The 25,999-nt window shown below is 53.7% G+C and carries 22 protein-coding genes; 20 read left to right on the forward strand and 2 right to left on the reverse strand.

The window, feature by feature from the left end; genetic code table 11:
* The first annotated feature begins 239 nt into the window (after nt 1-239).
* From rimP to MOY_RS14015, 14 genes are all read left to right on the forward strand, one after another.
* Nucleotides 240-701 carry a ribosome maturation factor RimP gene (gene rimP / locus MOY_RS13950; RefSeq protein ID WP_009100915.1) on the forward strand — a complete coding sequence of 154 codons (462 nt, stop codon included), beginning with the start codon at nt 240-242 and terminating at the stop codon, nt 699-701.
* A gap of 70 nt (nt 702-771) precedes the next feature.
* Complete coding sequence (gene nusA / locus MOY_RS13955; protein WP_009100916.1) at nt 772-2,286, forward strand: transcription termination factor NusA; 1,515 nt, start codon at nt 772-774, stop codon at nt 2,284-2,286.
* 27 nt (nt 2,287-2,313) lie between these two features.
* Nucleotides 2,314-4,902, forward strand: coding sequence for a translation initiation factor IF-2 (gene infB, locus MOY_RS13960; protein ID WP_009100918.1), 2,589 nt, complete (start codon nt 2,314-2,316; stop codon nt 4,900-4,902).
* Between the two features lie 17 nt (nt 4,903-4,919).
* Nucleotides 4,920-5,366: a 30S ribosome-binding factor RbfA gene (gene rbfA, locus MOY_RS13965; RefSeq protein ID WP_009100920.1), complete on the forward strand. Its 447-nt coding sequence runs from the start codon at nt 4,920-4,922 to the stop codon at nt 5,364-5,366.
* Nucleotides 5,366-6,289 carry a tRNA pseudouridine(55) synthase TruB gene (gene truB / locus MOY_RS13970; protein WP_009100922.1) on the forward strand — a complete coding sequence of 308 codons (924 nt, stop codon included), beginning with the start codon at nt 5,366-5,368 and terminating at the stop codon, nt 6,287-6,289. The genes rbfA and truB overlap by 1 nt, the downstream gene beginning before the upstream one ends.
* A gap of 180 nt (nt 6,290-6,469) precedes the next feature.
* Nucleotides 6,470-6,739, forward strand: coding sequence for a 30S ribosomal protein S15 (rpsO, locus tag MOY_RS13975; protein WP_009100924.1), 270 nt, complete (start codon nt 6,470-6,472; stop codon nt 6,737-6,739).
* 136 nt (nt 6,740-6,875) lie between these two features.
* A complete protein-coding gene (pnp, locus tag MOY_RS13980; RefSeq protein WP_009100926.1) occupies nt 6,876-9,038 on the forward strand; it encodes a polyribonucleotide nucleotidyltransferase in 2,163 nt (720 codons plus the stop codon).
* A 180-nt stretch (nt 9,039-9,218) separates the two neighbouring features.
* Entirely contained in the window at nt 9,219-10,352 is a 1,134-nt protein-coding gene (locus MOY_RS13985) for a heparan-alpha-glucosaminide N-acetyltransferase domain-containing protein (RefSeq protein WP_009100929.1), read from the forward strand.
* A 43-nt stretch (nt 10,353-10,395) separates the two neighbouring features.
* Nucleotides 10,396-11,532 (forward strand): serine hydrolase, encoded by a 1,137-nt coding sequence (locus MOY_RS13990; RefSeq protein ID WP_009100931.1) that lies wholly within the window; start codon nt 10,396-10,398, stop codon nt 11,530-11,532.
* Between the two features lie 88 nt (nt 11,533-11,620).
* Entirely contained in the window at nt 11,621-11,899 is a 279-nt protein-coding gene (locus MOY_RS13995) for a peptidylprolyl isomerase (protein ID WP_009100934.1), read from the forward strand.
* Between the two features lie 58 nt (nt 11,900-11,957).
* Nucleotides 11,958-12,911 (forward strand): ABC transporter ATP-binding protein, encoded by a 954-nt coding sequence (locus MOY_RS14000; protein WP_009100936.1) that lies wholly within the window; start codon nt 11,958-11,960, stop codon nt 12,909-12,911.
* Nucleotides 12,908-13,669, forward strand: coding sequence for an ABC transporter permease (locus tag MOY_RS14005; RefSeq protein ID WP_009100938.1), 762 nt, complete (start codon nt 12,908-12,910; stop codon nt 13,667-13,669). Before MOY_RS14000 ends, MOY_RS14005 begins: the two co-directional genes overlap by 4 nt.
* Before the next feature lie 59 nt (nt 13,670-13,728).
* A complete protein-coding gene (locus MOY_RS14010; protein ID WP_009100940.1) occupies nt 13,729-14,742 on the forward strand; it encodes a nucleoid-associated protein in 1,014 nt (337 codons plus the stop codon).
* A 110-nt stretch (nt 14,743-14,852) separates the two neighbouring features.
* Complete coding sequence (locus tag MOY_RS14015; RefSeq protein WP_009100943.1) at nt 14,853-15,317, forward strand: tellurite resistance TerB family protein; 465 nt, start codon at nt 14,853-14,855, stop codon at nt 15,315-15,317.
* A gap of 108 nt (nt 15,318-15,425) precedes the next feature.
* On the opposite strand, the gene MOY_RS14020 is transcribed toward MOY_RS14015, so the two are convergent.
* Both MOY_RS14020 and MOY_RS14025 read right to left on the reverse strand, forming a co-directional pair.
* Nucleotides 15,426-16,433, reverse strand: a complete 1,008-nt coding sequence (locus MOY_RS14020; RefSeq protein WP_009100945.1) for a serine hydrolase domain-containing protein — start codon at nt 16,431-16,433, stop codon at nt 15,426-15,428.
* 442 nt (nt 16,434-16,875) lie between these two features.
* Nucleotides 16,876-17,205 (reverse strand): hypothetical protein, encoded by a 330-nt coding sequence (locus MOY_RS14025; RefSeq protein ID WP_009100948.1) that lies wholly within the window; start codon nt 17,203-17,205, stop codon nt 16,876-16,878.
* A 255-nt stretch (nt 17,206-17,460) separates the two neighbouring features.
* On the opposite strand from MOY_RS14025, the gene fliD (MOY_RS14030) reads away from it, so the two are divergent.
* From fliD (MOY_RS14030) to MOY_RS14055, 6 genes are all read left to right on the forward strand, one after another.
* Nucleotides 17,461-18,807, forward strand: coding sequence for a flagellar filament capping protein FliD (gene fliD, locus MOY_RS14030; RefSeq protein WP_009100950.1), 1,347 nt, complete (start codon nt 17,461-17,463; stop codon nt 18,805-18,807).
* A gap of 232 nt (nt 18,808-19,039) precedes the next feature.
* Nucleotides 19,040-20,434: a flagellar filament capping protein FliD gene (gene fliD, locus MOY_RS14035; protein WP_009100953.1), complete on the forward strand. Its 1,395-nt coding sequence runs from the start codon at nt 19,040-19,042 to the stop codon at nt 20,432-20,434.
* Nucleotides 20,435-20,636: 202 nt separating this feature from the next.
* Complete coding sequence (locus MOY_RS14040) at nt 20,637-21,866, forward strand: FliC/FljB family flagellin (RefSeq protein WP_009100955.1); 1,230 nt, start codon at nt 20,637-20,639, stop codon at nt 21,864-21,866.
* A gap of 294 nt (nt 21,867-22,160) precedes the next feature.
* Nucleotides 22,161-24,635 (forward strand): flagellin N-terminal helical domain-containing protein, encoded by a 2,475-nt coding sequence (locus tag MOY_RS14045; RefSeq protein ID WP_009100957.1) that lies wholly within the window; start codon nt 22,161-22,163, stop codon nt 24,633-24,635.
* A gap of 489 nt (nt 24,636-25,124) precedes the next feature.
* Nucleotides 25,125-25,304: a hypothetical protein gene (locus MOY_RS14050; RefSeq protein WP_235803717.1), complete on the forward strand. Its 180-nt coding sequence runs from the start codon at nt 25,125-25,127 to the stop codon at nt 25,302-25,304.
* Between the two features lie 120 nt (nt 25,305-25,424).
* Nucleotides 25,425-25,778, forward strand: a complete 354-nt coding sequence (locus MOY_RS14055) for a hypothetical protein (protein ID WP_009100961.1) — start codon at nt 25,425-25,427, stop codon at nt 25,776-25,778.
* Nucleotides 25,779-25,999: the final 221 nt, after the last annotated feature.

Genomic DNA, 25,999 nt, shown 5'->3' on the forward strand with positions numbered 1-25,999 from the left:
TCCTGTGAAGGGGCTTTTTGTTAATAGCTTTTTGTTAATAGCTTTTTGTTAATAGCTTTTTGTTAATAGCTTTTTGTTAATAGCTTTTTGTTAAAGCTTTTTGCGAGCCAAGCGTGTCTCAAGAGCGGATGTCCTCCGAGTAGCCAGAGACACATTTCCGGGTAACGCCAATCAGTCGCCTAGCTTCTCTTATCTCTCCTGGCCAGGTGCCTGATGCAACGGCTATAGGAGCTTTGTCTGTGGCCACAAAACACGCTGCGCTTCACGCGCTGATCGAACCTGTCGTTGCCGCCATGGGCTTTGAGCTATGGGGTATCGACCATATTTCCCAGGGTAAGCACTCGCGGCTAGTCATTTATATTGAGCGCGAAAGCGGTGTCAGCGTGCAAGACTGCGCTGATATTAGTCGCCAAGTTAGTGCCGTCATGGATGTAGAAGACCCCATTCCTGGTGAATACCGGTTGGAAGTTTCTTCCCCCGGCATGGCACGCCCCTTGTATACCCTGGATCACTTCATCCGTTATCAAGGCCACCAGGTCGCGCTTAAGCTACGCGTTGCTTTTGATGGACGGCGTAAGTATCAAGGGCTTCTCGCCGGTGTTGATGGTGATGAAGTGCTGCTACAGCTGGATGGAGAAGAGTACTGCTTCCCCATCGAAAGCATCGATTCTGCGCAGGTTGTCCCGCAGTTCGACGATTAAACGAGTGGCGGCATCCGGCAGGTAGCCGGGGTGATGCACAAAAGGACAGGTTTTCTGGCGAGGCATACGCATGAGTAAAGAAATTTTAATGGTCGTGGACGCGATCTCGAATGAAAAAGGCGTTCCCCGCGATGTTATCTTTGAAGCGGTAGAAGCCGCGTTGGCAAGCGCATCACGTAAGCGCTTTGATCAGGAAGAAGCCAACGTGCGGGTACACATTGACCGGCGTACGGGGGATTACGATACCTTCCGCACCTGGACCGTTGTCGAAGATGACGAATTTGAAACGCCAGATTACGAAATCAAAGAGACTATCGCTGAGCAGCGCGATCCGCCGCTAAAGCTAGGCGATATTGTCGAGCATAAAATTGAAAACGCCGCGTTTGGTCGTATTGCTGCGCAAACTGCCAAGCAGGTCATTGTGCAAAAAGTGCGCGAGGCCGAACGTGCTGAAGTCGTACGTCAATACGCGGATCGTGAAGGTGAGCTGGTTGCCGGTATCGTCAAAAAGACCACCCGCGATGGCCTGATTATCGACCTGGGCGAAAACGCCGAAGCCTTCTTGCCCCGCAACGAAATGATTCACGGTGAACGCTACCGCATGAACGAGCGAGTGCGTGCGCTGTTGGTGAAGGTTGATCCAGAGGCTCGCGGCGCTCAGCTTCAGCTGTCGCGCACCAGCCCAGACTTCATTATTGAGCTATTCAAAATTGAAGTGCCGGAAATAGCTGAGCAGCTGATCGAAATTAAAGGCGCGGCCCGGGACCCGGGTTCGCGTGCCAAAATTGCCGTGAAAACCAACGACCGTCGCATCGACCCGGTCGGTGCCTGCGTGGGTATGCGCGGTTCACGCGTTCAAGCGGTCTCTTCGGAGCTGCAAAACGAGCGTGTGGATATCGTGCTGTGGGACGATAACCCGGCGCAGTTGGTGATTAACGCCATGGCGCCTGCGGATGTGGCGTCTATCCTAGTTGACGAAGATGCCCATGCAATGGACGTTGCCGTCGCTCAGGACAATCTCGCTCAGGCCATTGGCCGTAGCGGGCAGAACGTACGTTTGGCCTCTGAGCTGACCGGCTGGCGCATCAATGTGATGACCGAAGACGAAGCCGAGTCTAAGCGTGAGCAGGAAATCGATAGTTTGGTGGACTCCTTCGTTCAGCACTTAGAAGTGGACGAAGATGTTGCCCGCCTGTTGGTAGAAGAAGGGTTTACCACCCTAGAAGAAGTTGCTTACGTGCCGCTTGAAGAAATGCTGGAAATCGAAGAGTTCGATGAAGCATTGGTAGAAGAGCTGCGTGCACGCGCGAAAGACGAGCTGCTGACGATGGCCATTGCCTCGGAAGAAGCCCTAGACGGTGCCCAGCCAGCAAATGACCTGCTGGAAATGGACGGCATGGAGCGCCACCTGGCCTTCATTCTGGCTAGCCGAGGCATTGTCACCATGGAAGATCTCGCCGAGCAGTCTGTCGACGATCTGGTCGATATCGAGGAGTTGGACGAAGCGCGCGCAGCGGCACTGATCATGACTGCCCGTGCGCCCTGGTTTGAAGACGATAACGCATCGGATTCGAACACACAGTAAACAGGTCACGGGCTGAGGAGGGTCACTATGTCAGATATGACAGTTAAAGATTTTGCAGTAAAGGTGGGCCGTGATGTGCCCCGCCTATTGGAACAGATGAAAGAAGCCGGCTTACAGCACGCTTCAGAAGGCGATGCTGTATCTGAAGAAGATAAGCAAAAATTGCTTAGCTTTTTGAAGAAAAGCCACGGTGGCAGTGAAGTTGATGCAAGCAAAAACCGCATTACGCTGACCCGTAAAACCCGCAGCCGCATTAAAACCGGCGAGCGCGGCAAGACCATTGAAGTGCAGGTACGTAAGAAAAAAACTTACGTTAAAAGCGCTGAAAGTGAGAAGCCGAAAGCTGCTGAGCCTAGCTACACTGGCCCACGCCAGCTAGTAGGCGACATGGCGGAAGCCGAAGCAGAGCGCAAGGTTTCTGATGCGCGTGAAGCAGAGGAAAAAGCCGCCGCACAGAAAGCCCGTGCTGCACAGGTAGCTGAAGCGACTGCGCGCAGTAATAAAGAAGCGGAAGCCGCGCGTAGTCAAAAAGAGATTGATTCAAGACCTAGAACAGCCAAAGCGCCGGCGACACCTGATGTTGCGGTGCCGAATCTTGAAATCGACGATACGCCGTCACCCGATGATATGCCGCCTGCGCCGCCGAAAGAGGGTCGCACCGACCGTCGTACCGCACCGCCCAAAAAAGCAGCTGCGAAGAAGAAAGGTCGTGACGACGCAGATGACCGTGGCGATCGCGAAGAGCGCAAACGTGGCGGTGCCGGTAAGAAAGTAAAACGTGCCGAACAGCGTCGCGGTGGCCGTCGTGGTGGCAACCAGACGGGCAACGGTAAGCATGCGTTCCAGAAGCCGACCCAGCCGATTGTGCGTGAAGTCTCAATCCCTGAGTCGATCAGCGTTGCTGAGCTTGCCGACAAAATGTCGATCAAGGCCAACGAAGTCATCAAAGCCATGTTCAACATGGGCGCTGCGGTGACCATCAACCAGACGATTGACCAGGATACAGCGGCCATCGTTGTGGAAGAGATGGGCCACAAAGTCAAGATGGTGAAAGATGACGCGCTGGAAACGGAAATGCTCGAAGGCATCTCCTACGAAGGCGAAGAGATCACCCGCTCACCGGTGGTGACCGTTATGGGTCACGTTGACCACGGTAAAACCTCGCTACTGGATTACATCCGTAAAGCCAAAGTAGCTACTGGCGAAGCGGGCGGTATTACCCAGCACATCGGTGCTTACCATGTCGAGGATGAGCACGGTGGCGTGACCTTCCTGGATACCCCAGGCCACGCAGCGTTTACCGCCATGCGTGCCCGCGGTGCCAAGGCAACTGACGTGGTAATCCTGGTGGTGGCCGCCGATGACGGCGTGATGCCCCAAACCATTGAAGCCATCGAGCACTCCAAAGCTGCTGAAGTTCCCATGGTCGTTGCGGTGAACAAAGTAGATAAGGTCGGTGCCGACTTCGACCGCATTCGTAATGAGCTCTCGCAACACGGCGTGATTTCAGAAGAGTGGGGCGGTGATACCCAGTTTGTTCACGTGTCTGCTAAGACAGGTGAAGGCATGGAAGAGCTGCTGGAAGCGATCCAGCTGGCCTCCGAAGTGCTTGAGCTTAAGGCCGTGCCTTCCGCGCCGGGTAAGGGCGTTGTAGTTGAATCTCGTCTTGATAAAGGGCGTGGTCCAGTGGCTACCGTACTGGTTCAAAACGGTACGCTGAAAAAGGGCGATATCGTCCTGGCTGGCCTGCACTACGGCCGTGTGCGTGCGTTAACCAACGAACTTGCCCAGCAAGTTGATGCGGTTGGCCCCGCCATGCCGGTAGAGATTCAAGGCTTGGGCGGTACGCCGGATGCCGGTGATGACTTCATGGTTGTCGCCGACGAGAAGAAAGCTCGTGAAGTCGCTAACTTCCGTCAAGGCAAATACCGCGAAGTGCGCCTGGCACGTCAGCAGAAGGCCAAGCTGGAGAACATGTTTAGCCAGATGGGCCAAGATGAAGTGGCCAAGGTCAACATCGTCCTCAAGGCTGACGTTCAAGGCTCGCTGGAAGCTATCAAAGGCGCCCTGGAAGAGCTCTCCACCGGTGAAGTTGAAGTGGCCGTGGTCTCCTCGGGTGTTGGTGGTATTACCGGCACTGATGCCAACTTGGCGCTTGCCTCTGAGGCTATCGTGGTTGGCTTTAACGTCCGTGCCGACGCGGCTGCCCGCGAGATCATCGAACGTGAAGGTCTGGATCTGCGCTACTACAGCGTCATCTACCAGCTGATCGACGAAGTCAAACAGGCGATGAGCGGTATGCTCGCACCTGAATGGAAAGAAGAGATCGTGGGTGTTGCTGAAGTACGCGACGTCTTCCGCGCGCCGAAGATTGGTGCCATCGCCGGTTGTATGGTCATCGAAGGCAGCGTGCATCGTAATAAGAAGATTCGCGTACTGCGCGATGACGTCGTGATTTACGAAGGCGAACTCGAATCGCTGCGCCGCTTCAAAGATGATGTGCAAGAAGTGCGCAACGGCATGGAGTGTGGCATCGGCGTGAAGAACTACAACGATGTCCAGGTCGGCGACAAGATCGAAGTCTTTGACCAAGTGAAGGTCGAGCGCAGCCTCTAAGGCCGCGAGGAGCAATCATGCGCGAATTTAAGCGTACCGACCGAGTAGCCGACCAGCTCCAAAAGGAGCTGGCGGTACTTATTCAACGCGAAGTAAAAGACCCGCGCTTAGGCATGATTACGGTGAGCGGCGCGACCGTCAGCCGTGACCTGGGTTACGCCGATATCTATGTCACCCTATTGGGCGAACAAGATCCCGAGCGTATCAAAGAGAACCTGCAGGTACTGAAACGTGCCGCTGGTTTTCTAAGAAGCCAAATTGCCAAGCGTATCAAGCTACGCCACGTACCCGAACTACGCTTTCACTATGATGAAAGTGTCTTCCGTGGCCAGCACCTCTCATCGCTGATTGCCGAAGCGGTCTCTACCGACCGTGCCCGCCAGCAGGATGAAGAGGGCGAAAGCGACAACGGCAGTGGTGATAGCAATAATGGTGATAGCAACAATGGTGAGGAGACGCGCTAATGGCACGTCGCCGTCGCGGATTACCGGTCAATGGCGTTTTGCTGCTGGATAAGCCCAAGGGCATTTCCAGCAATCACGCGCTACAGCGGGTGCGTCGTCTGTTTGAGGCGCAGAAAGCCGGGCATACCGGCACGCTGGACCCTATGGCAACGGGCTTGTTGCCCATTTGTCTGGGGGAGGCCACTAAGTTTTCCGCGCACCTGCTGGAGGCCGACAAGATGTATCGCACCCGAGTTGAACTCGGGGTGATCACCGACACCGGCGATGCCGAAGGCACAGTCATCGAACGGCGCGAGGTGCCAAGCCGCCTCACCGAGCAGGATGTTGAAGCGGTCTTGACGCGTTTTCGCGGCGAGATTGAGCAAGTCCCGCCGATGTACTCGGCCCTAAAGCATCAGGGTAAAAAGCTTTACGAGTTGGCCCGAGAGGGCAAGCACGTAGAGCGTGCAGCGCGGCGGGTAAGCGTGTATGATGCGCGGCTGCTTGAGTTTGAGGGCACGGCCTTCGAGCTTGAGGTCAGCTGTAGCAAAGGCACCTATATTCGCACCTTGGCCGAAGATATTGGCCAAGCGTTGGGCTGCGGCGCCCATATTAGTCAGCTGAGAAGGCTCAAAACAGGGCCGTTTACCAGCGACGCGATGTGGACGTTGGAAAGCCTTGAAGCGCTGGCAAGCCAAGCCAGCCGTGAGGCTGAGCTGATGCCTGTTGATGTGCTGGTGGATCATTTGCCTTCGCTAAACGTGGATGAAACGGCCTACGGGTGTCTTGCCCATGGCCAGTCCGCTCATTTAGCGATCGAGGCACTTGCGCCCGATGCGCTGGCAAGACTTTATTACGCCGAGACGTTTATCGGCCTTGGTGTTGTAAAAAGTGCCCAGGAAGTGGCGCCTAAGCGGCTGTTAAGTACCGTCGCTATCTCGTAAACAGCGTTGCAAGGAAGCAGCCGTTTGCGCGAAAATAGTAGTTAGAAACCGTGGTTAAAAACTGCGGTTAGAAACTAGCGGTTAAAAGATCGCTAGTAGAAAGAAGAGAGTAGCCTGAGACTGCAAATATGCGTGGTCTCACCCATTCAATTTTAGGCATATTGCTTACTGGAGAGACAGATGGCATTAACCGCTGAGAAAAAGGCCGAGATCGTCAACGAATACGGCCGCGGCGATAGCGATACCGGTTCCCCTGAAGTTCAGGTTGCACTGCTAAGCGCCAACATCAATGGCCTGCAGGACCACTTCAAAACCAACAAGCAGGATCACCACTCACGTCGTGGTCTGATCCGCATGGTAAACCAGCGTCGTAAGCTGCTGGACTACCTGAAGCGTAAAGATTTCGAACGCTATCAGTCTCTGATTCAGCGTCTAGGTCTGCGTCGCTAAGCGTTAGCGGCAATGATCCGAAACGGGCAGCCCCTTGGGGCTGCCCGTTTTTTTGTTTCTGGTAGCCGTATGGCGCCACAGCGCCTAGAATGGTGACGAGTCAAAACGACCCAAGCGAAAAGACAAGTAGATATTAATGTTAAAGGAAGTCGCCGTGAATCCGGTAAAAAAAACGTTCCAATACGGTCGTAGCACCGTCACTTTAGAAACTGGCCGTATTGCTCGCCAGGCCACTGGTGCCGTAATGGTGACCATGGATGAAACCGTTGTACTGTGTACAGTGGTTGCGAAGAAAGAAGCCAACCCCAACCAGCCCTTCTTCCCGCTCTCGGTACACTACCAAGAGAAAACCTACGCGGTTGGTAAGATCCCCGGTGGCTTCTTCAAGCGTGAAGGCCGTCCTACCGAAAAAGAGACCCTCACCTCGCGCCTGATCGACCGCCCGATCCGTCCGCTATTCCCCAAAGGGTTTATGAACGAAGTGCAGGTGATCTGTACCGTTCTCTCTACCGACCGTAACCATGACCCGGATGTGGCGGCGATGCTGGGCACCTCAGCGGCGCTGAGTATCTCTGGCGTGCCGTTTAACGGCCCGATTGGCTGTGCACGGGTTGGTTTTAACGAAGAGCAGGGCTACTTCCTGAACCCGACCGTGGAAGAGCTGGCTGCTTCCGAGCTGGACATGGTGGTAGCGGGTACTGATAAAGCCGTCCTCATGGTGGAGTCAGAAGCCCAGGAACTGCTCGAAGACGAAATGCTGGGTGCCGTGCTGTTCGGCCACCAGGAAATGCAGGTTGCCGTCACCGCGATTAAAGAGTTGGTCGCTGAAGCTGGCAAACCGCGCTGGGATTGGCAGCCTGCGCCGGAAAATGTAGCGCTGAAAACCGCCATGGCCGAAGCGTTCGAAGCCAAAGTGGGCGATGCGTACCGCATTACCGACAAAATGGCCCGCCAAGACGCGCTTTCAGCACTTAAAGATGCCGCTGTTGAGCAGCTAGCGGCGGTTGAAGGCGAAGAAGCGGAAGGCAAATTCAGCAAAGATGACGTGAAAGGTGCGTTTGCCGGCCTTGAAAAGCGCGTTGTACGCTCGCGCGTTGTAAAAGGCGAGCCGCGTATCGATGGCCGTGACAACTCCACCGTGCGCCCGCTGGCCATTGAAGTTGGCGTACTGCCGAAAACCCACGGCTCTGCGGTGTTTACCCGTGGCGAGACCCAGGCGATTGCGATTGCAACCTTGGGCACCCTGCGTGATTCGCAGCTCATTGAATCCCTGGAAGGTGAGCGTAAAGACCGCTTTATGCTGCACTACAACTTCCCTCCCTACTGCGTAGGTGAAGCGGGCTTTATGGGTGGCCCAAAGCGCCGCGAAATCGGCCACGGCCGTTTGGCGCGTCGTGGTATTCAAGCCATGCTGCCGTCTGAAGACGTCTTCCCTTACACTATTCGCGTGGTGTCGGAAATTACTGAATCCAACGGTTCAAGCTCCATGGCCTCGGTGTGTGGCTCTTCGCTTGCGCTGATGGATGCCGGTGTACCGCTGAAAGCCCCGGTGGCGGGTATTGCCATGGGGCTGGTGAAAGACGAAGACGGCTACGCCGTACTTACCGATATCCTGGGTGACGAAGACCACCTGGGCGACATGGACTTCAAAGTTGCCGGTTCTGAAGAGGGCGTCACCGCTCTACAGATGGACATTAAGATCGAAGGCATCAACGAAGAGATCATGGAGAAGGCGCTGCAGCAGGCGCACGATGCGCGTATCAGCATTCTGGCGCAGATGAACGACGTGATCAGCCAGAGCCGTACCGATGTGTCGGAAAATGCTCCTTCCATGGCCACCATCAAAATCGCCCCGGATAAGATCCGTGACGTCATTGGTAAGGGCGGCGCGACGATTCGTAAAATCTGTGAAGACACCGGCGCGTCTATCGACCTGGACGATGACGGCACCGTGCGCATCTACGCGGAAGATAAAGCCGCGGCGAAGCGTGCCATTGATACCGTACTGGCCATTACCGCAGAAGCGGAAATCGGCAAGCTGTACAACGGTAAAGTGGTACGTATCGCTGACTTCGGCGCGTTTGTTAACATCATGCCGGGTACCGATGGCTTGGTGCATATTTCGCAAATTGTTGCCGAGCGCGTTAACAACGTCCGCGACTTCTTAAACGAAGGCGACGATGTGATTGTTAAAGTGCTGGATATCGACAACCGCAACCGGGTGAAACTCTCTATTAAAGAGATCACCGAAGAAGAGAAAGCGGCTTTCGCCGCCGCAGAGGCAGAGGTTACCGAGTAATTAGCCGGTAATGCTTAGCCGTTAAATGCGTCGCTAGCGTGCGATTCATTCACCGCCCCCGCAGCCTTTGGCTGTGGGGGCGGTTTGTTTTGGCGCGTACGCACGTTTCTTACAACGCCTAGGTTGAAAGGCGCATCGCGGAAATAGTCTATGGTTAGCTGGCAATGATGAGCCATGACGATGATTAACCATAAGGACACTACCCACGTGCTCAACTGGAAGGAGGTGCCACAGCTTCCCAGGGCGGAAGGGCGGATTGACGCGATTGATCTTGCCCGAGGCATTGCCATTGGCCTGATGATAATGAGCCACACCGTTAGCGGGCTGGTGGGCATTCGCAATGTGCCCGAGTGGGGCATGGTGCCTATTCATTTTTTAACCAAATTCTCCTCGTCGCTATTTATTCTGGTGTTTGGCATCGCGTTAGCGGTAGCGTTTCTATCGCATACTCAGCGGGATGACTGGCCTAAGCGTCGGCTAAAGCTCTGGGTGCGGGCTATCGAGGTGTGGTTTTGGTACAAAGCGCTGACGATAGTCGAAATGCTGCCCTTCAGCGCGCCTAGCGATATCGTTGATACGCTGCTCTACCAACGCTTTGCTATTTGGGTGGAAATCCTCGGCTTTTACGCCATCGCTCTGCTATGGGTGCCGCTGGTACTGCCATTTTGGGCACGAGCGCCGCTATGGGCGCGTTTAGCCACTATTGTTGGCTTAACGGCACTGTCCGCGTGGCTGCAAGGGGTTAGCTTTGGCGGCAACGATATTCTAAAAGCCCTGCTGGTCGACCACGAAGACCACTACGCCTGGGGGCAGCTCAGCCGGGCGCCGTTAATATTGTCAGGCTTGCTGATGGGCGAGGCCGTACTGCGCTGCTACTTCGATCCCGCCTTGCGCCGCCGCTTGGTGTTTATACTCATGGGTATCGGCGCGCTAATGGTGGCTGCTTTTTATGGTGTGTCACTGGCCAGTGGCGATGTGTATGGGGCCATGATGGCGGTTGCGCGCAACGCGGGTAAGCACCCGCCTGAGCTGCCCTTTATGCTGTTTAGTATAGGGGGCGCGTTGGTGCTCTTGGGGCTAGCCCTGGCAGGTGGTGGCATGGCTGCTAAAGCACTACGGCCGTTAACCGTGGTTGGCAGCGATGCGCTAAAAGCGTTTATTTTTCACATCGTGATGATTTTTCTGGTGCTGCGTTTTTTGTTGGAAGGCCAAGGCACCTACACCTATCCACAGGCCCTTGGGGTAGGCGGACTGTTGATACTTGGAGCCGCGCTATGGATTTGGCTGACCCGCTGGGTGGCGCGCCACAAATAAGAGGTAACTTTATTAAGGTTATTACTATGTTGAGATCATTACTGTGTTGAAGTTGTTACAGGTCGGGTTGCTGGGTATTGCGCTATTCATGGTGCTGCCTGCCCATGCCGCCGAGAACGCTATTAATGGGTACGAGTCTCATGAGTACGAATTTGCTTGGTACTATGAAGTCGACAAACAGAGCGCGTGGCAGGGTAATTTAAACGCCCGCGTGGCTGCCATCGAAGAAGTATTTGGTGGGCAGCTGGGTGTCTATGTACAGAACCTGGCAAGCGGGGAAGCCTACTCATGGCGAGCCGATGAGCCGTGGTATTTGGCATCACTGGTGAAAGTGCCGGTGGCGGCCCAAGTACTGGCCGAACGCCAAGCGGGCACACTTTCCCTAGATGAGCGGTTAATCCTTGCCCGCAGCGACTATGTAGATGGCGCCGGGCCCGTTAACTGGCACGACCCGGGCGCGTCGATCACACTTCGTTTTTTGCTAGAGCAGATGATTACCGTTAGCGATAACACCGCGTCGGATATGCTGATTAACCGGGTGGGGCTTGATGAAGTAAATGCCCGGGCCAGGGCAATGGTAGCGGCCAGCGGTGGCCATCCTGAGGCGTTAGGCCCCATTAGCAAGCTAGTGGGTGTGCGCCAGGGGGTGTATGGCCAGCTACACCCGGATGCCCGTACCCTGGGTGGGTTAGACTTTATGGCCCTGCGCCAGCACAGCGTTAACCAGCGCCCGGCAGCGCTTGCCCGCACGCTCGGCGTAAGCCGCAACGCGTTTGAGCAGCCCGACTACGACCACGCCTTTGATGCCTACGCAGCAACAGGTGAGAACGGCGGCACGCTGCGTGCCTTTGGCGATGTATTAGCCAGCCTGCACCACGGGGGGATGGCCGACCTCAATGCTGAACATCGGCAACTGCTGCTGGCGGTCATGGCGCGCACCCGCTCCGGTGAAAAGCGCTTAAAACAAGGCATGGGCAACGCCTTCCACTTTGCCCATAAAACCGGTACCCAGCACCGCCGCAGTTGCGATGCTGGCCTTGCTTCGCGCGTTGGCGCTGAATCAGCGCCATGGGTGATTGTTGTCTGTAGTCGCGGCCCTCTTGCGCTAAGTGCTCACGAACGGGCGATGGCAAGCATAGGGGAAGCGCTGCGCGAAAGCGGCGCCCTGGCTGGCCCTTAACCAAGCCAATGTGAACGCCTACAACCGTGTGCCAGCGTGATAAACTGGCGACCCGCTTTGGGTTTTCATGTCTATTTAGGAGTTTGTTATGGCACTTGCTAGCGCCCGTCATATTTTGGTAAGCAGTGAAGAGCAGTGCAACGCACTGAAACAAGAGATTGAAAACGGTCGTGATTTTGCGGACGTGGCCAAAGAGCACTCAAGCTGCCCTTCCGGCCGCCAGGGCGGCGATTTGGGTAGCTTTGGCCCCGGCCAAATGGTGCCTGAATTCGACAAGGTTGTATTCAGCGGTGAAGTGAACAAGGTACACGGACCGGTACAAACCCAGTTCGGTTACCACCTTTTGGAAATCACCAGCCGCAGCTAATGGCGCCAAGCGCCCGTTAAGCACCGTGGTGGCAACGCCACGGTGTGAGGAGCACGCCTTGAACGACCCCATTATTACCATCGAAGGCTTGAACAAAACCTACGAAGGTGGCTTTCAAGCGCTTACCCGCGTGGATTTAACCATCCAGCGCGGCGAAATTTTTGCCCTGCTAGGCCCTAATGGCGCTGGTAAAACCACCTTAATCAGTCTGGTGTGCGGGCTCGTTAACCCCACCGAAGGCAGTGTGGTAGTGGATGGTTTCGACAGCGTGAGCCATTACCGCCAAGCCCGTGAGCGTATCGGCCTAGTGCCCCAAGAACTCACCAACGAAGCGTTTGAAACGGTGTGGAACACCGTCAGCTTTAGCCGCGGCCTGTTTGGCAAACCGCCGAACCCTGATCATATTGAAAAGGTGCTTAAGTCGTTAGCGCTATGGGATAAGCGCAATAACCGCCTGATGACGCTCTCCGGAGGTATGAAGCGCCGAGTGCTGATCGCGAAAGCACTCTCCCACGAGCCACGCATTCTATTTCTGGATGAGCCTACCGCCGGGGTAGATGTTGAGCTTCGCCGCGATATGTGGAACGTTGTGCGCGGGCTTAGGGATAACGGCGTTACGATTATTCTCACCACCCACTACATCGAAGAAGCCGAAGAGATGGCCGACCGCATCGGCGTCATCAATCGCGGTGAAATAGTACTGGTGGAAGAGAAAGCGGCGCTAATGAAAAAGCTTGGCAGTAAGCAGTTAACGCTACACCTGCACACGCCGCTTACCACGCTGCCTGCCTCCCTTGCCCAAGAAGAACTCAGCTTAGCAGCGGATGGCTATGAGCTGGTGTACACCTACGAGAGCCGCAAGGAGGAGCAGCCGGGAGAGCCGCCAGAGGGGCGCGGTATTTCAACGCTACTGGCGCAGCTGGAAAAAGAGGGCATCGGCTTTAAAGACCTACACACCCGGCAGAGTTCACTGGAAGATATTTTCGTCGACCTCGTCAAGGAGCGCTCATGAACCTCTACCCCGTTCGCGCCATTTATATGGCTGAAATGGCGCGCACCCGGCGTACGCTGCTGCAAAGTATTGTCTCGCCGGTGATCTCTACCTCGCTCTACTTTGTGGTGTTCGGTGCGGCGATTGGCTCGCGTATTAGCGAGATTAATGGGGTCAGCTACGGCGCCTTTATCGTGCCAGGGCTTATTATGCTCATGCTGCTCACCCAGAGCGTATCGAATGCCTCCTTCGGGATTTTCTTTCCCAAGTTTTCGGGCAGTATTTATGAAATTTTATCGGCACCTATCTCTTACTTAGAGATAGTGGTGGGTTACGTGGGGGCTGCGGCGTCTAAGTCGATTCTGCTGGGGCTGATTATTCTCGCTACCTCGGGCCTATTTGTGCCGCTGGAGATCGCCCACCCTATCTGGATGCTCACCTTTCTGGTGCTTACCGCCGTCACGTTCAGCCTGCTGGGTTTTATCATCGGTATCTGGGCCGATGGCTTCGACAAGCTACAGCTGGTGCCGCTGCTGGTGATTACCCCGCTGACGTTTCTAGGCGGCAGCTTTTACTCCATTGATATGCTGCCGCCGTTTTGGCAAACCGTCACCCTGGCGAACCCCGTGGTCTATTTGGTGAGTGGTTTCCGCTGGAGCTTCTACGGTATTAGCGACGTTAGCCTTGGCGCCAGCGTGGCGATGATTCTGCTGTTCTTAGCCGCCAGCCTTGCCATTATTGCCTGGATTTTCCGCACCGGTTACMGCTTAAAACCCTAGTGTTTTAAGCTATTCGTTTTCTGTTTCTTCGCTTTCTGCTTAAAAGGTAACTCCCGCTTATGCCGCTACTGCAAAGCACCGTGCTTCGCCTGGAACCGTCGCTAGATGGCGAGCGCTTAACCGTTACGGCACCGCCAGCTGAAACCCCCAGCGCCAGCGACGATCCAACGATGACAAGCCTGGTGAACGCGTTAAACGACACCTATAACACCAAAGCTAAAGGGTGGGGGCGGTTTGCCGAACAGGGCGAGCAGGCCGGGCCATTGATGGCCTGGCTGCGGGATTACATGGCCGGTGAGCAAGACTTTACCCAGTTTTCTATCGCCATGGCCGAGCGCCTAGCGCAAACGCTGCAAGAGCAGCTCTCTGTCAGTGGCTACCTGGTTGTTGCTCACCTGCGCCAGGGCGACACCGAAACCCTGTTTTTAGGCTTGGTGCACCAGCGGGAAGGCATTGGCATTAATGAGGCGCACCAGGCGGTGCCCGCCGCCCAGCTCAATACCCGACAGCTAACCCTGGCGGTACGGGTAAACCTTACCCAGTGGCAGAGTGATTCCGAAAGCGCCCAGTATGTGTCGTTTTTAAAAGATCGCGGCGGCAAAAAGCTCGCCGATGGCCTAATCGCCCTGCTCGGGATGGAGGAGGGCATTGATGCCCCCGCAGAAACCCGTACGCTGCTGAAAGCCTTCAGCGACTACGTGGAAAAAGAGGATTTTGATGACGAGGCCAGCCGGGAAAAAACCGACACGCTAGTCGACTACGCCAACGAGCAGCTGAGCCGCGGCGAGCCAATGACCTTAGAAGAGCTTTCAGGGCTGGTAGACGAAAAACAGCCCAAAGCGTTTTACGACCATATCCGCAACGCCGACTACGGCCTTTCCCCGGAGATACCGCCGGATAAACGCACCATCAGCCAGTTCCGCCGTTTTACCGGCCGCGCCGGTGGCGTTTCCATCAGCTTTGACTCCCACCTGCTGGGTTCCAGCATCGAGTACGATGAACACCAAGATCGCCTGATCATCAAGCAAGTGCCCAAGCAGCTAAAAGAGCAGCTGGCTAAGCGTAAAGAGTGAGGGGAAAGTGGTGAAGGTTGGAGTGTTGAGGGATGGGCTACGGTGCGTAGCGCGGCACTAACGGCGGTGGTAGACGTCGTAAGATAAGGTTTTATAACAGGAGAAACAGCGTGCTGGTTGCTATCACTAACTTCTTCCAACGGGCGCTGGCGGAGCCGGAGCAGCGTGAAAATCGAACCATTACGTTAGAGCTAGCCACCGCGGCGCTGCTGTGCGAAGTGATGCGCGCCGACTATGACCAAAGTGACGCCGAACGCACCGCGCTCAAACAGATGTTAACCACCCGTTACCAGCTAAGCGACAGCGAAGTGACCGAGTTAATGGCGCTGGCAGAAGCGGAGGTGGATGATGCGGTGGATCACTATCAGTTTGTCAGCCTAATTAAGCAGCACTACGGCTACGACCAGCGTTGCGAACTGGTGGCATTAATGTGGCAGCTGGCTTGGGCAGACGGCAGCATCGACCCGCTTGAAGAGCACCGCATACGTCGGCTGGCAGACCTTTTACATGTAAGCCACGGTGATTTTATTCGTACCAAACTGCAGGCAAAAAAGCCGCGTGCCGCCGATAAGTGATGCCCAAAATGAGGCCACCCGCTTAGCTGATCTGGTACGCCCTATAGCAAATAGAGCGCAAAGCACCAGCGGTCAGCGAAGATCAACTTAGTGGGTCAACATAGCAGCTCAACGTAGCAGCTCAACGACCAGATCATTTAACTGCTGGTGAAACTGGCCGCCCGGAGAAGGGGGCGTTGGGTCGGACGTAATCACTACGGTCATTTCCCGCTCTGGAATGACATAGAGCGCCTGCCCGCCGTAGCCCCTGCCGTAATACACCGGCACATCCGCAAGCGTTGTAATAAACCACCCGAAGCCGTAACCATCCCCTGTCCATGGGGATTGGCCTCTGGGTGTCCAAGAGTCTTCAACCCAGCCTTCCGGCAGCACCCGCTGGCCCACTCCGCTGTCATCGACGACCATGCCATCATTACGATACAGCTCGCCGATCGCTATAAGCGCCCTGGGTGAAAGCTGCATATCGTTGCCGCCAAAGTAGATGCCCTGGGGGTCGCGCAGCCAGGGGGGTATCGCAATGTTCAGCGGCTCGCCCAGCAAACGCTGCGCAAGGGCGTGGGTGGTTTCGCCACTTGCCTGGGTGAGTGCCGCAGAAAGCAAATGGCTGGTGCCCGTGGAGTAGAGCATGCGCCCGCCGGGTTCATCCACAAACGGGCGGGAGAGTGCATTATTCACCCAATTGTTGCTGGCGACCCAAGCGCTGTAGTTGCTGCCGGAAGTACGCTCCAACCCCGCCTGCTGAGCCAGCAAGTGCGTCACGGTAATCTCATCCACCTTCGGGTCAGCGCCGTTGGGTAGCGAGCCTAACAGCGCCACCAAGGTTTGCTCGGTAGACTCGATCGCTCCCGCCTCAATGGCTGCGCCGGTAATGGCCGCCAGCACGGTTTTGGAAAGCGATTTGATATTGGTAGGTGCAGCGACGCCCGGGCCACCCTGATGCAGTTCGTGAACAATACTGCCCTGGTGAGCAACGACCACCGCATGCACACGGTCTAGTGCCGCCGTTTTCTGGTCGAGAGCTTGCAGCGCGCGGGAGCTTGGTGCATCGGCTGCCGCGCCAGCGCTAAACAGCAGTGAAATAGCGGCACAGAAAATCAGTAGCACAGGTAAACGCATAGCATCACCTTGGCAAAGAGCGGTGGCAGATGGGAAAAGAACAAGCAAAGGTTCGAGGCTAAGATACAGGAGAGGTTCAATCACGAAGTGATGGGGGGCATTATGCAAAAAGATCAAAAGCCTGCTAGGCTTGAATTGTTCGCTTTAAGGTAAGCAACCCTTTGATTTCTCTAAAACGCAAAAAGCAAGGAGCGCCGTTATGCGTAGCATCATTTACATCGTAGGTTTAGTGGTGGTAGTTCTGTTTGTTCTATCGATGCTTGGCCTGCGTTAATCCAGCACGCCCCGACATAGCAAAGCGCCTGCAGGTAATTGGCTTCAACTAGCCCCTGCGGGCGCTTTGGTTTTTAAATATCTTTTTTTAAATCACTGGTTTCAAAACAATGGTTTAATAACAGTAGCTTCAAAACCGCCAGTGTCACGTACCGGCAAGCAGCAAGCGCTACGCGCAGTCTGCGGCCCCTTGGCCAAACATATCGAACATCATCTCCCGCCCCATGGCCGTTAATACCAAACGGTGGTAATCGTTAAATTCCGCGGCACCGCTCTCTTCAAGCACCTGCTGGCAAGCCTGCCAGTGGTTATGCTGCGCGCCTAGCTGATTAAGCTCGCGCTGGGTAAGGCCGCGCTGGGGCAGAGTGAGGGTTTCAAGTACGTGGCCGCTGTCGTAAAGCAGCTCGGCAACGGTAGAAAGACAGTGACGCAGGCTGCGCTGCACATGGTAAGCGGCCGTAGCGACTTGGGGTGCGGGCTGAAACACCGGGGAAGGCATAAATGTTCTCCTGCAAACAGGACCAAAACGGGCTTGTTGCAGTGCATTATAAAGCAATGGGTGTGTTAGACCAAGGTCTATGTCGGGATGAGCGTTAAGCTGCCATTTACATGCGGTAACGTTTGAATGCTTAAAAGTTTTCTTTAATGTTTAAGTTTAGGGTTTAATAGCCGATAACCATAAATTATAGATCGACATCTAACAGATAAGCAGCGTCAAGATAGTAGAGGGCGTTTTAAAAAAGGACGGTATTGTATGGCTACCATTTCATCACTCGGCATTGGCTCTGGGCTAGACTTGAACGGCTTACTGGATCAGCTGCAGGAAGCTGAGCGAGGCAAGCTCGAACCCATAGAGCGTCAACTGGAAACCCAGCAAACCAAAATTTCCGCTTACGGCCAGCTACAAAGCTCCCTTGCTCAGTTTCAAACGGCCTCTGCAGCGTTAAACGATAGTGCACTGTATGAAAGCCTTTCCACCAACGTAGGTGGCAGTGCCGTTACCGCCGCTGCAGATGGCGAAGCGCAGCCCGGCAACTACAACGTAATGGTTGAACGATTGGCGAGTGCTGGCACGCTCGCGACAAATTCGGTCGCTGATCCTGAAGCTTCTCGCACTGATACAGATCGTACCTTAACCCTACAGTTCGCCGGTGATGACCAGCCAGGTGTGCCGGTACAGATTGCTGCTGGAAGCTCCCTTGAAGATATTCGCGATGCGATAAATGCGACCGAAGATAGCGGTGTGTCTGCCTCTATTATCTTTGATGGTGAAGAGTATCGTTTAGCGCTGAACTCTACCCAAACCGGTGAAGCAGCTTCCGTATCTGGCCTTGAATGGGATGGTGCTGACAACCCTCTAGCGGCTGATGTCATTCAAGCGGGTCGAGATGCCTCGTTAAACGTTAACGGCATCGCGATCACCAGCCCTACCAATCAAGTGGAAGGCGCTATCCAAGGCGTGACGCTTAACCTGCAAGAAGAGGGCAGCAGCACCATTGCCGTAGAGCAAGACACCCGCGCCGTGCGTGAAGCCGTCACCAGCTTTGTGGATGCCTATAACGACCTAAAAAGCACCATGGGTGAGCTAACCAGCTTTAATGCGGAAACAGGTGCCGCGGGCGAGTTGCTGGGCGACAGCGCCATTCGCACCGTGGAGTCCCGCCTGCGCAGCGTGCTCAGCGGCGGTGTGGAAGGCCAGTTCTCCATGCTGAGCGATATTGGTATTTCGCTACAGCGGGATGGCACGCTAGCTATCGATGATGATGCGCTGGATAACGCCATTGCCAATAACCAAGATGCGCTTTCGACGTTTTTTGCCGGTGATTCAGCTGAAACCGGCATGGCCGGCCAGTTGAATCAAACCATAGAGCAGCTGCTAAGCACGAACGGTACCGTCACTGGGGCCATCTCTGGTGCTGAAAACCGCTCTGAATCCTTGGTTGAACGCTACACACGTATGGAGCAATCCATCGAGCAAACCATCTCCCGCTATCGTACCCAGTTTGGTCAGTTGGATAGCATGATCGCCCAGATGAACCAAACCAGCGATTACCTCACCCAGCAGTTTGATGCACTGGATGCCCAGCTAGGCCGCAGGTAACAATCGGTCGTGATGCCCTAAAACGCCTGCACCAAGCAGGCGTTTTTGTTAGATAAACCTCCTGCCTTCTTTGAAAGCTCGAAAAAGCGCTAAAGTTGTGCGCTGTTCTGCCGATAAATAGTATATCTATTTTATGGGGGCGCTGAGTATCACTGCGCGCGCCCGTTCGGTTGTTTAAAAATGGCTTGTTTAAACTAGCCATGGTTTAGCTTTTGCACTGAGGAAATCCCGCATGGCGACAATAACCTCTCTTGGCGTTGGTTCTGGCCTTGACCTAACAGGGCTGCTTGATCAGCTTCAGGAAGCCGAGCGGGGCAAGCTTGCGCCGATTACGCTTCAGAAAAAACAGCAGCAGGCGAAAATTTCCGCGTTTGGCCAGCTGCAAACGTCGCTGAATGCGTTTCAAGACTCAGTTGCGAAAATTAACGACCCCAAACTGTACCAAAGCCTTTCCGCCAGCGTGCGGGGCGATGCCGTTAAAGCCACCACCACTGCCAGCGCACTGCCGGGCAGCTACCGGGTGGAAGTGAGCCAGCTTGCCACCTCCGGTACGCTGGCCTCTAGCAGAATTACCGAAGGAAAAGATGAAGCGCTAGACCTGCAAGGCGCCACCGCGATGCGGCTCAATTTTGGTAGCGGCGATTCCGTGGATATCGATATTGCCCCCGGCAGCAGCCTTTCCGCGATTCGTGATGCCATTAACGCCAACAAAGAAGCCGGTGTTAACGCAACCATCATCAACGACGGCCAAGGCTACCGGCTGGCGCTAAGTTCTAAAGAGACGGGGGCCGATGCTTCCATTGATAGCTTTAGCTTTATTGATGCTGACAAGCAGCCAGTGACCGGCCCCTTCACGGAAGGAGCGAACACCCAGAATGGTGGTAAAGATGCCGTCCTAAAAGTAAACGGCATTACCATTACCAGCGCTAAAAACCAGATTGAAGGCGCGATTCAGGGGGTGACCCTAAACCTTTCAGAGTTGAGCCTGGGCGAAGATGAAACCGCCACCAGTACCATTAACGTAGAGCGCGATACGCTAAAACAGCGCGAGGCCATTAATGGCTTTGTAAAAGCCTATAACGACTTAAAAAGCACCATAGGCAAACTCACTAGCTTTAGCGGTGACAGCGAAACCGCTGGCGAGTTAGTCGGCGATAGCACCGTGCGCACCATCGAAAGCCGCCTGCGTAGTGTGCTGACGAGCGGCGTGGAGGGGGGGGAGCTTTCTACCCTTAGCCAGCTTGGGATTACCCTGCAGCGGGATGGCACGCTAAAGGCAGATGATGCCAAGCTAAACGATTTAGTCGCCAATAACCCCCAAGCGCTAAGCGACTTTTTTGCCGGTGAGAAAAAAGGCAGTGGGCTGGCAGGTAAACTCGGCACCAGTATTGAACAAATGCTGGGCAATAATGGCGTAGTTAAACTGGCAATAAGCGGCGCAGAAAACCGTGTAAAAAGCCTAGATGACCGCTTTGAGCGCATGGAAAAAAGTATTGAAAGCACCATTGCCCGCTACCGCAGGCAGTTCAGCCAGCTAGACGGCATGATCGCCCAGATGAACAGCATGAGCGACTACCTGACTCAGCAGTTCGATGCGCTAGATAACCAGCTGGGCCGCAGAAGGTAATCTGCAGCGGCATAACGTACAGCAAAACACCCAAAAGGCGGCGTAAGCCGCCTTTTCTCATCCTACAGTTACCAACTTTTACATTATTTTTTACTACTTCCCCTAAAGATTCCCATCGCTGGGCCGTTAATAGATATAACGGCACGAACAGTGGCCGAAAAGCGGGCCTTCTAGGCCAGTGTCCAAGAAAGGAGAATCACCCATGTCAGTGATCAATACCAACATCACATCGATGATCGGCCAGTCCAACCTGAACAAGAGCCAAAACGCTCTGCAGACTTCCATGGAGCGTCTGTCGTCAGGTCTGCGCATCAACAGCGCCAAGGATGATGCGGCAGGCCAAGCCATCGCCAACCGCATGACTGCACAGATCAATGGTCTTGCTCAGGCACAGCGTAACGCTAACGATGGTATTTCCATCGCGCAAACCGCTGAAGGTGGTCTGAACCAGATCAACGACAACGTTCAGCGTATTCGTGAGCTGTCTGTCCAAGCAGCTAACGGCACCAACTCTCAGGATGACTTACAGTCCATTCAAGACGAAATTGGTCAGCGTTTGAACGAGATTGATCGTATTTCTCGCGAAACTGACTTCAATGGCACTAACGTACTGGCGCAAGACCAGCAGCTGGCTATTCAGGTTGGCTCCGAAGATGGTCAGCGCATTAGTGTTGGCCTTCAGGAAATCAATGCTCAAACACTTGGCCTGGGCTCTTTCAACGTGACTGGCCCTGCAGCAGTCAGTGATGCTGCAACTACTATTGATTTTGAGGCCGACGCTGCGGGTATTTCCGCAGAAAATACTGCCATTACCCGTTTCTTTGGTGCAACTACTGAAGTTGAAACAATCGCTCTAGACACTGATGATTTCGCTGATGACCTGTCCGCACGATTAGGCGTTGCTGCTACTAGTGTAGCGCCTACTGCTGAAGCGCAAATGGACGATAAAGGCAACTTATTTGCAGAAGTTGTAATTACTGCTGCTGATGCGACTGAAGTTGATAACCTAGCAGCGCGCGGGATTAATGTCACTCAGGGCGAAGCAACTAGTTTCTATATTGCGCTTGATCCTTCAGAAGGTACTGTAGCTGGTGACACCATCACGTTTGAACTAGATGGTGATGAGGTTGCTTTTTCTGATCTAACACAGGGTGGAACGACTGACCCGCTTGCTACTTTAGATACGGCGCTAAATCAGATTGACAGCCTTCGTTCTGAGCTGGGTGCTGTTCAAAACCGTTTCGAAGATGCCATCACTAACCTGAACACCAACGAGACTAACCTCTCTGCTGCCCGTTCGCGTATTGAAGATGCTGACTACGCAGTAGAAGTCGCCAACATGACCCGCGCGCAGATTCTGCAGCAGGCTGGCACTTCCGTTCTGGCTCAGGCCAACCAGATTCCGCAGAACGTTCTTTCTCTGCTGGGTTAATTTGAGGCTTGGCCTTGGTAGGGAAATTTCTCTATCGCTAAGCAGTACAATGAACCGGCTCCCTATGGGGGTCGGTTTTTTTATTGGTTCGATATTGATGTGAGGTAGCTATGACCGATGATGACCACCAGCGCGTCATTGGTGATACTCAACCTATGGTAATCGCTCATAAATTTCACTTCGTCATTTAGTTATATTGTGCCTAAACGCGCTTTTTTTTAACGTTCGCTAAAGTTATAGCTCATTAGGCCGTTAACTAGTTATCGTTATGTATCATGGAAGAAGAAAAGCGCTATGGCCGTCATCAACACCAATCTCACCTCACTGGTTAGCCAGCAACATTTGGGCAAATCTAAAAATGCACTTGCCACCAGCATGGAGCGGCTCTCCTCTGGCTTGCGCATTAATAGCGCGAAGGATGATGCGGCGGGGCAGGCGATAGGCAACCGGCTTCAGGCTCAGCGTACGGGGCTCGGCCAAGCTGCCCGCAATGCTAATGATGGTGTCTCGCTTTCGCAAACGGCCCACGGTGTTCTAGACCGTATTAACGACAAGCTGCAACGCATTCGTGAGCTAACGGTGCAAGGCCTTAATGGTACAAACCAAACGCGTGATAGCGATGCCATTCAGGCAGAGATCAACTTCAACCTGCAAGAAATAGATCGGCTAGCGGAAACAGCGAACTATAACGGCATTCCATTGATGACAGGGCAGGCAGGTAGTATTCCGCTGCAGGTGGGGGCAAACGATGGCCAAAATTTAGGCGTTGACCTAAGCCCACCTGGGTTTAGCGTGGAGGCGTTAGGGTTAGAAGGGCTTAATGTTGCTGGTATTGACGGCGAAGTTACGGAGCGCAACACTTTGCGTGGTGTCGCCCGCGATATTCCGCTGTATGATCTTGATACGTCACTTAGCTTTGCTGCTGGTACCGAACAACCACTCTACTTTTCAAATAACTTTGGCTATTACACTAGCGATGGTAGTGGTGGCTTTTCACGGGTAACAGTAACGGCTTCGCATAATACTGCCACGGACACCAGCCAGGTATCTATCGGTTCACCGCGACCAATTTTCGCTAGTACGCTTGAAACTGAAGCAGTCTCATTGCCAGAGCTTCCTGCGAATCAACGGCTTATTCAACAAGACGATACCTACTATCTTGAAGAGCGCCTAGCGGATGGCAGTTTAAGCTATCGGCGGGCGGGTTTTGCGCTCAGCTATGAAGAAACGACGGTGACGGGCACGCGTCCTGACGGTTCCATTGGGCCAGTGCGTGCTTATCCTGTTGAGGCAACGTTAGAGCCTTCAACCACCGTTGAAGCAGGCGCCTATACGAATATTGCTGATGAATTTTCGTTTGGGGGTGAAACCTACAGTTTGTCAGGGGCTACAAGTGTTAGCTATGTATCGTCTGGGGGGAGCGCACTACTTCCCGCCGAGCTGACTGAGGATAGTAGCGGCGAACTCTATATTCGCGCAGAGATTAGCGGTGAGGAGCGTTTTTTTCAGGTAGACAGTATCTCTGCAAGTGACCGGTTGGTATTCGCGTCTAACGCGAGCGCAATTGTTCCAGAGGTAGATGATTCCTTTTCTCCGATAGTTGGTGACTTTACGTTTGGTGGTGAAACGTACTCCACTAGCGGAGTGGAACTTGCGTTTTCAGAATCCAGTGGCGTTTTAGTGCGCGATCAAAATGATGAACTGTTTGTAAGAACGGGCAGCTCCAGTGCGAATTATGAATACTTTGAGCTTACCGGTGTTACGCCGGAGCAAGACTTAGAACTGCAAGCTGACTCTCAAGGCTTTGCCGGTATTAATCTGTCAGGGTTGCCTACGATTATAGATCCAGAAACGCCGGCGACAGACTTATCGGCGTTGGATACAAGCAACATAACGTTCAATGGCGATTTTAATGGATTAGATTCTTTAGCCATCGTGCAGCGTGAGACTGATGGGCAGTGGATGATACGTGGCCAACAGGCTGATGGCAGTCAGGCATATTTTGAAGCTGATCTTGAAGTAACGATTGATGCTAATGGCGATGCGGTTGCAGCGACTGCGACAGCAACACAACCGGAACCAGATATCCTTGGTCTCGCAAGTCATGAGCGAGACCGAGTTAGCGGTTACTCTGAAATAACGATTGATCCAAGGAACGTAAGTGTCCAGTACACTGATGCGAAAGGCCAACAGTTTGAAGATGTGCTGCGCCAAGGCGAAGACGGCAACTACTATTTTAGCTTACCCGGAGAAAGTGCTGTAATCGGGGGGTATAAAACCGCCACGCTGGTTGACTTGGAGGGAACCAATGAGGTGGTTCTTAGAACTTCAAACGGCAATGCTGAAGTATTGGTTTACTATCCAAGCAATGTTAATAGCGGTAACAACTTTAGTATTGTTGCGCTAACCGATGCTGATGGCTTTGACGATGATGGCGTGCCTCATACTCGTCTACAAATTCGTGAAAATGGCGAAGATTTTAGACTACGCGTACCACGTAACCCACTCGCGGCCTTAGATAAAGCTATCGGTATGGTGGATTCAAAACGCAGCTACTTGGGCGCAACAGAAAACCGCCTTGCCTCGTTAATTGAAGGTAACCAGCTAACTGCCATCAATTTAGGTGCCGCCCAATCCCGCATTATGGATGCCGATTATGCAGTGGAAATGGCCAATATGACGCGCTCACAAATCTTGCAGCAGGCCGGTAATAGTATGTTGGCGCAGGCAAATGTCATCCCGGAATCCGTTTTGGCACTGCTTGATTAAGTAAAAACTATGCGCCTGGTTTTGACACCCTGCTGGGGCTTTCCGACACTGCTATCCGCGAGTGCATCCTGGATGCCACAACCATCGAGCACTGGGTGTTGCGCGTTCTAAGGTTGTAATGGGCATGGAGATTGGCGCTACGGTTATTGATGCTATCGACATTGAAAACGTAATGGATGAATGCAATAACACTTGGCTGGTTTATTTCATATTGATAGACGGCTCGTGTGATATGTATAGCACTTAACAAGGATGGAGGAGTGACAGCGCAGATGTGTGGCTTTGAATATCGGGATGGCTACTTGCGGATGGCTACTTGCTGTAGGAAGTAGAGATTGATTACCTGTTTAGCAAAGGCCGCCATGGTTGGCCGTGCCAAGAACGGTAGTCAAAAGATCAGTAGTGGTTGGTTACACTTGCTTGCCGACCTTTTTTCACATTGGCACCTTTTGGCTTCAGAAATTGATTACAAACAATGAACAACAACGCGTGATTGATGAGCTGCAGGCACTGATTGATGATACCCAATCTACGCTCACTCGCTTTGAAGACACAGGCATGGATGAGCTGATGCCGGAGGATTACAACAAGCTTCTTGAGATGCTGGATAACGCTATTAAACAGCAGCGGGAACATACCCTGGCGATGCTGGCTCACGCTAATCTTTAAGTGCAGTGAAATATGCTGCCATTCTTCTTCTAATCGCCCATTCACACGCCAACCGACGGTGCTACGCTAATTTTTTTATCCACTGAAATTAGCCTTTAAGCTAGCTTCATAGGGAGTACCGTGAAGCCCACCACCACCACTACCATTTCTGCTTTAGAGGTCGTTAACGACCTGATCCCGAAGCTGAATGCGGTCGAACATCATATTGAGCAGATGATTAACGCGGTGCTGGAGACTAGCTCGGTGCCTAACCAGATTGAACGCTATACCAAGCTTCAAGTGGAGTTTCAGCTTGAACTCACCATGATTCGTATGAACCTATCGCACCTGCTAAAACGCTACCGCCATGAGCTTGAAACAGTAATGAACGACAGCCGCCAGGATGTGCTGTTCACTCTTGATGCCTATGAAGCGATGGCGGTAGAGAACGCTAAGCAGCTTTATGATCGCGTACAGCGCTTACCGCAAGGTTAACTCTAGGCCGCTATCTCTCTTGGTTTTATTGGTGACATTATTGGCGCGCTTAGGTGGCACGTTAGGTGGTGCCAAGCATGCCACCGCCCATCACCCTGTTGAGAATTAACACTCGTATTACTGGTAAGGCAAAGGTTTAACCTTGCGTTGATGAATCGGTTTTCAGCGGCTCAGTGGGTTCTGTATAAAGGGGCGTTAGCGGCACTTTTCTGATGTTACAG

This window comes from Halomonas sp. GFAJ-1 (assembly GCF_000236625.2).
GTDB lineage: Bacteria > Pseudomonadota > Gammaproteobacteria > Pseudomonadales > Halomonadaceae > Vreelandella.

Excerpts from the sequence above, each read along its gene's own strand:
- nusA (WP_009100916.1), top strand. The coding sequence starts at position 772 with ATGAGTAAAGAAATTTTAATGGTCGTGGACGCGATCTCGAATGAAAAA.
- infB (WP_009100918.1), top strand. The coding sequence starts at position 2,314 with ATGTCAGATATGACAGTTAAAGATTTTGCAGTAAAGGTGGGCCGTGAT.
- rbfA (WP_009100920.1), top strand. The coding sequence starts at position 4,920 with ATGCGCGAATTTAAGCGTACCGACCGAGTAGCCGACCAGCTCCAAAAG.
- truB (WP_009100922.1), top strand. The coding sequence starts at position 5,366 with ATGGCACGTCGCCGTCGCGGATTACCGGTCAATGGCGTTTTGCTGCTG.
- rpsO (WP_009100924.1), top strand. The coding sequence starts at position 6,470 with ATGGCATTAACCGCTGAGAAAAAGGCCGAGATCGTCAACGAATACGGC.
- pnp (WP_009100926.1), top strand. The coding sequence starts at position 6,876 with ATGTTAAAGGAAGTCGCCGTGAATCCGGTAAAAAAAACGTTCCAATAC.
- MOY_RS13985 (WP_009100929.1), top strand. The coding sequence starts at position 9,219 with ATGATTAACCATAAGGACACTACCCACGTGCTCAACTGGAAGGAGGTG.
- MOY_RS13995 (WP_009100934.1), top strand. The coding sequence starts at position 11,621 with ATGGCACTTGCTAGCGCCCGTCATATTTTGGTAAGCAGTGAAGAGCAG.
- MOY_RS14010 (WP_009100940.1), top strand. The coding sequence starts at position 13,729 with ATGCCGCTACTGCAAAGCACCGTGCTTCGCCTGGAACCGTCGCTAGAT.
- MOY_RS14020 (WP_009100945.1), bottom strand. The coding sequence starts at position 16,433 with ATGCGTTTACCTGTGCTACTGATTTTCTGTGCCGCTATTTCACTGCTG.
- MOY_RS14025 (WP_009100948.1), bottom strand. The coding sequence starts at position 17,205 with ATGCCTTCCCCGGTGTTTCAGCCCGCACCCCAAGTCGCTACGGCCGCT.
- fliD (WP_009100950.1), top strand. The coding sequence starts at position 17,461 with ATGGCTACCATTTCATCACTCGGCATTGGCTCTGGGCTAGACTTGAAC.
- fliD (WP_009100953.1), top strand. The coding sequence starts at position 19,040 with ATGGCGACAATAACCTCTCTTGGCGTTGGTTCTGGCCTTGACCTAACA.
- MOY_RS14040 (WP_009100955.1), top strand. The coding sequence starts at position 20,637 with ATGTCAGTGATCAATACCAACATCACATCGATGATCGGCCAGTCCAAC.
- MOY_RS14045 (WP_009100957.1), top strand. The coding sequence starts at position 22,161 with ATGGCCGTCATCAACACCAATCTCACCTCACTGGTTAGCCAGCAACAT.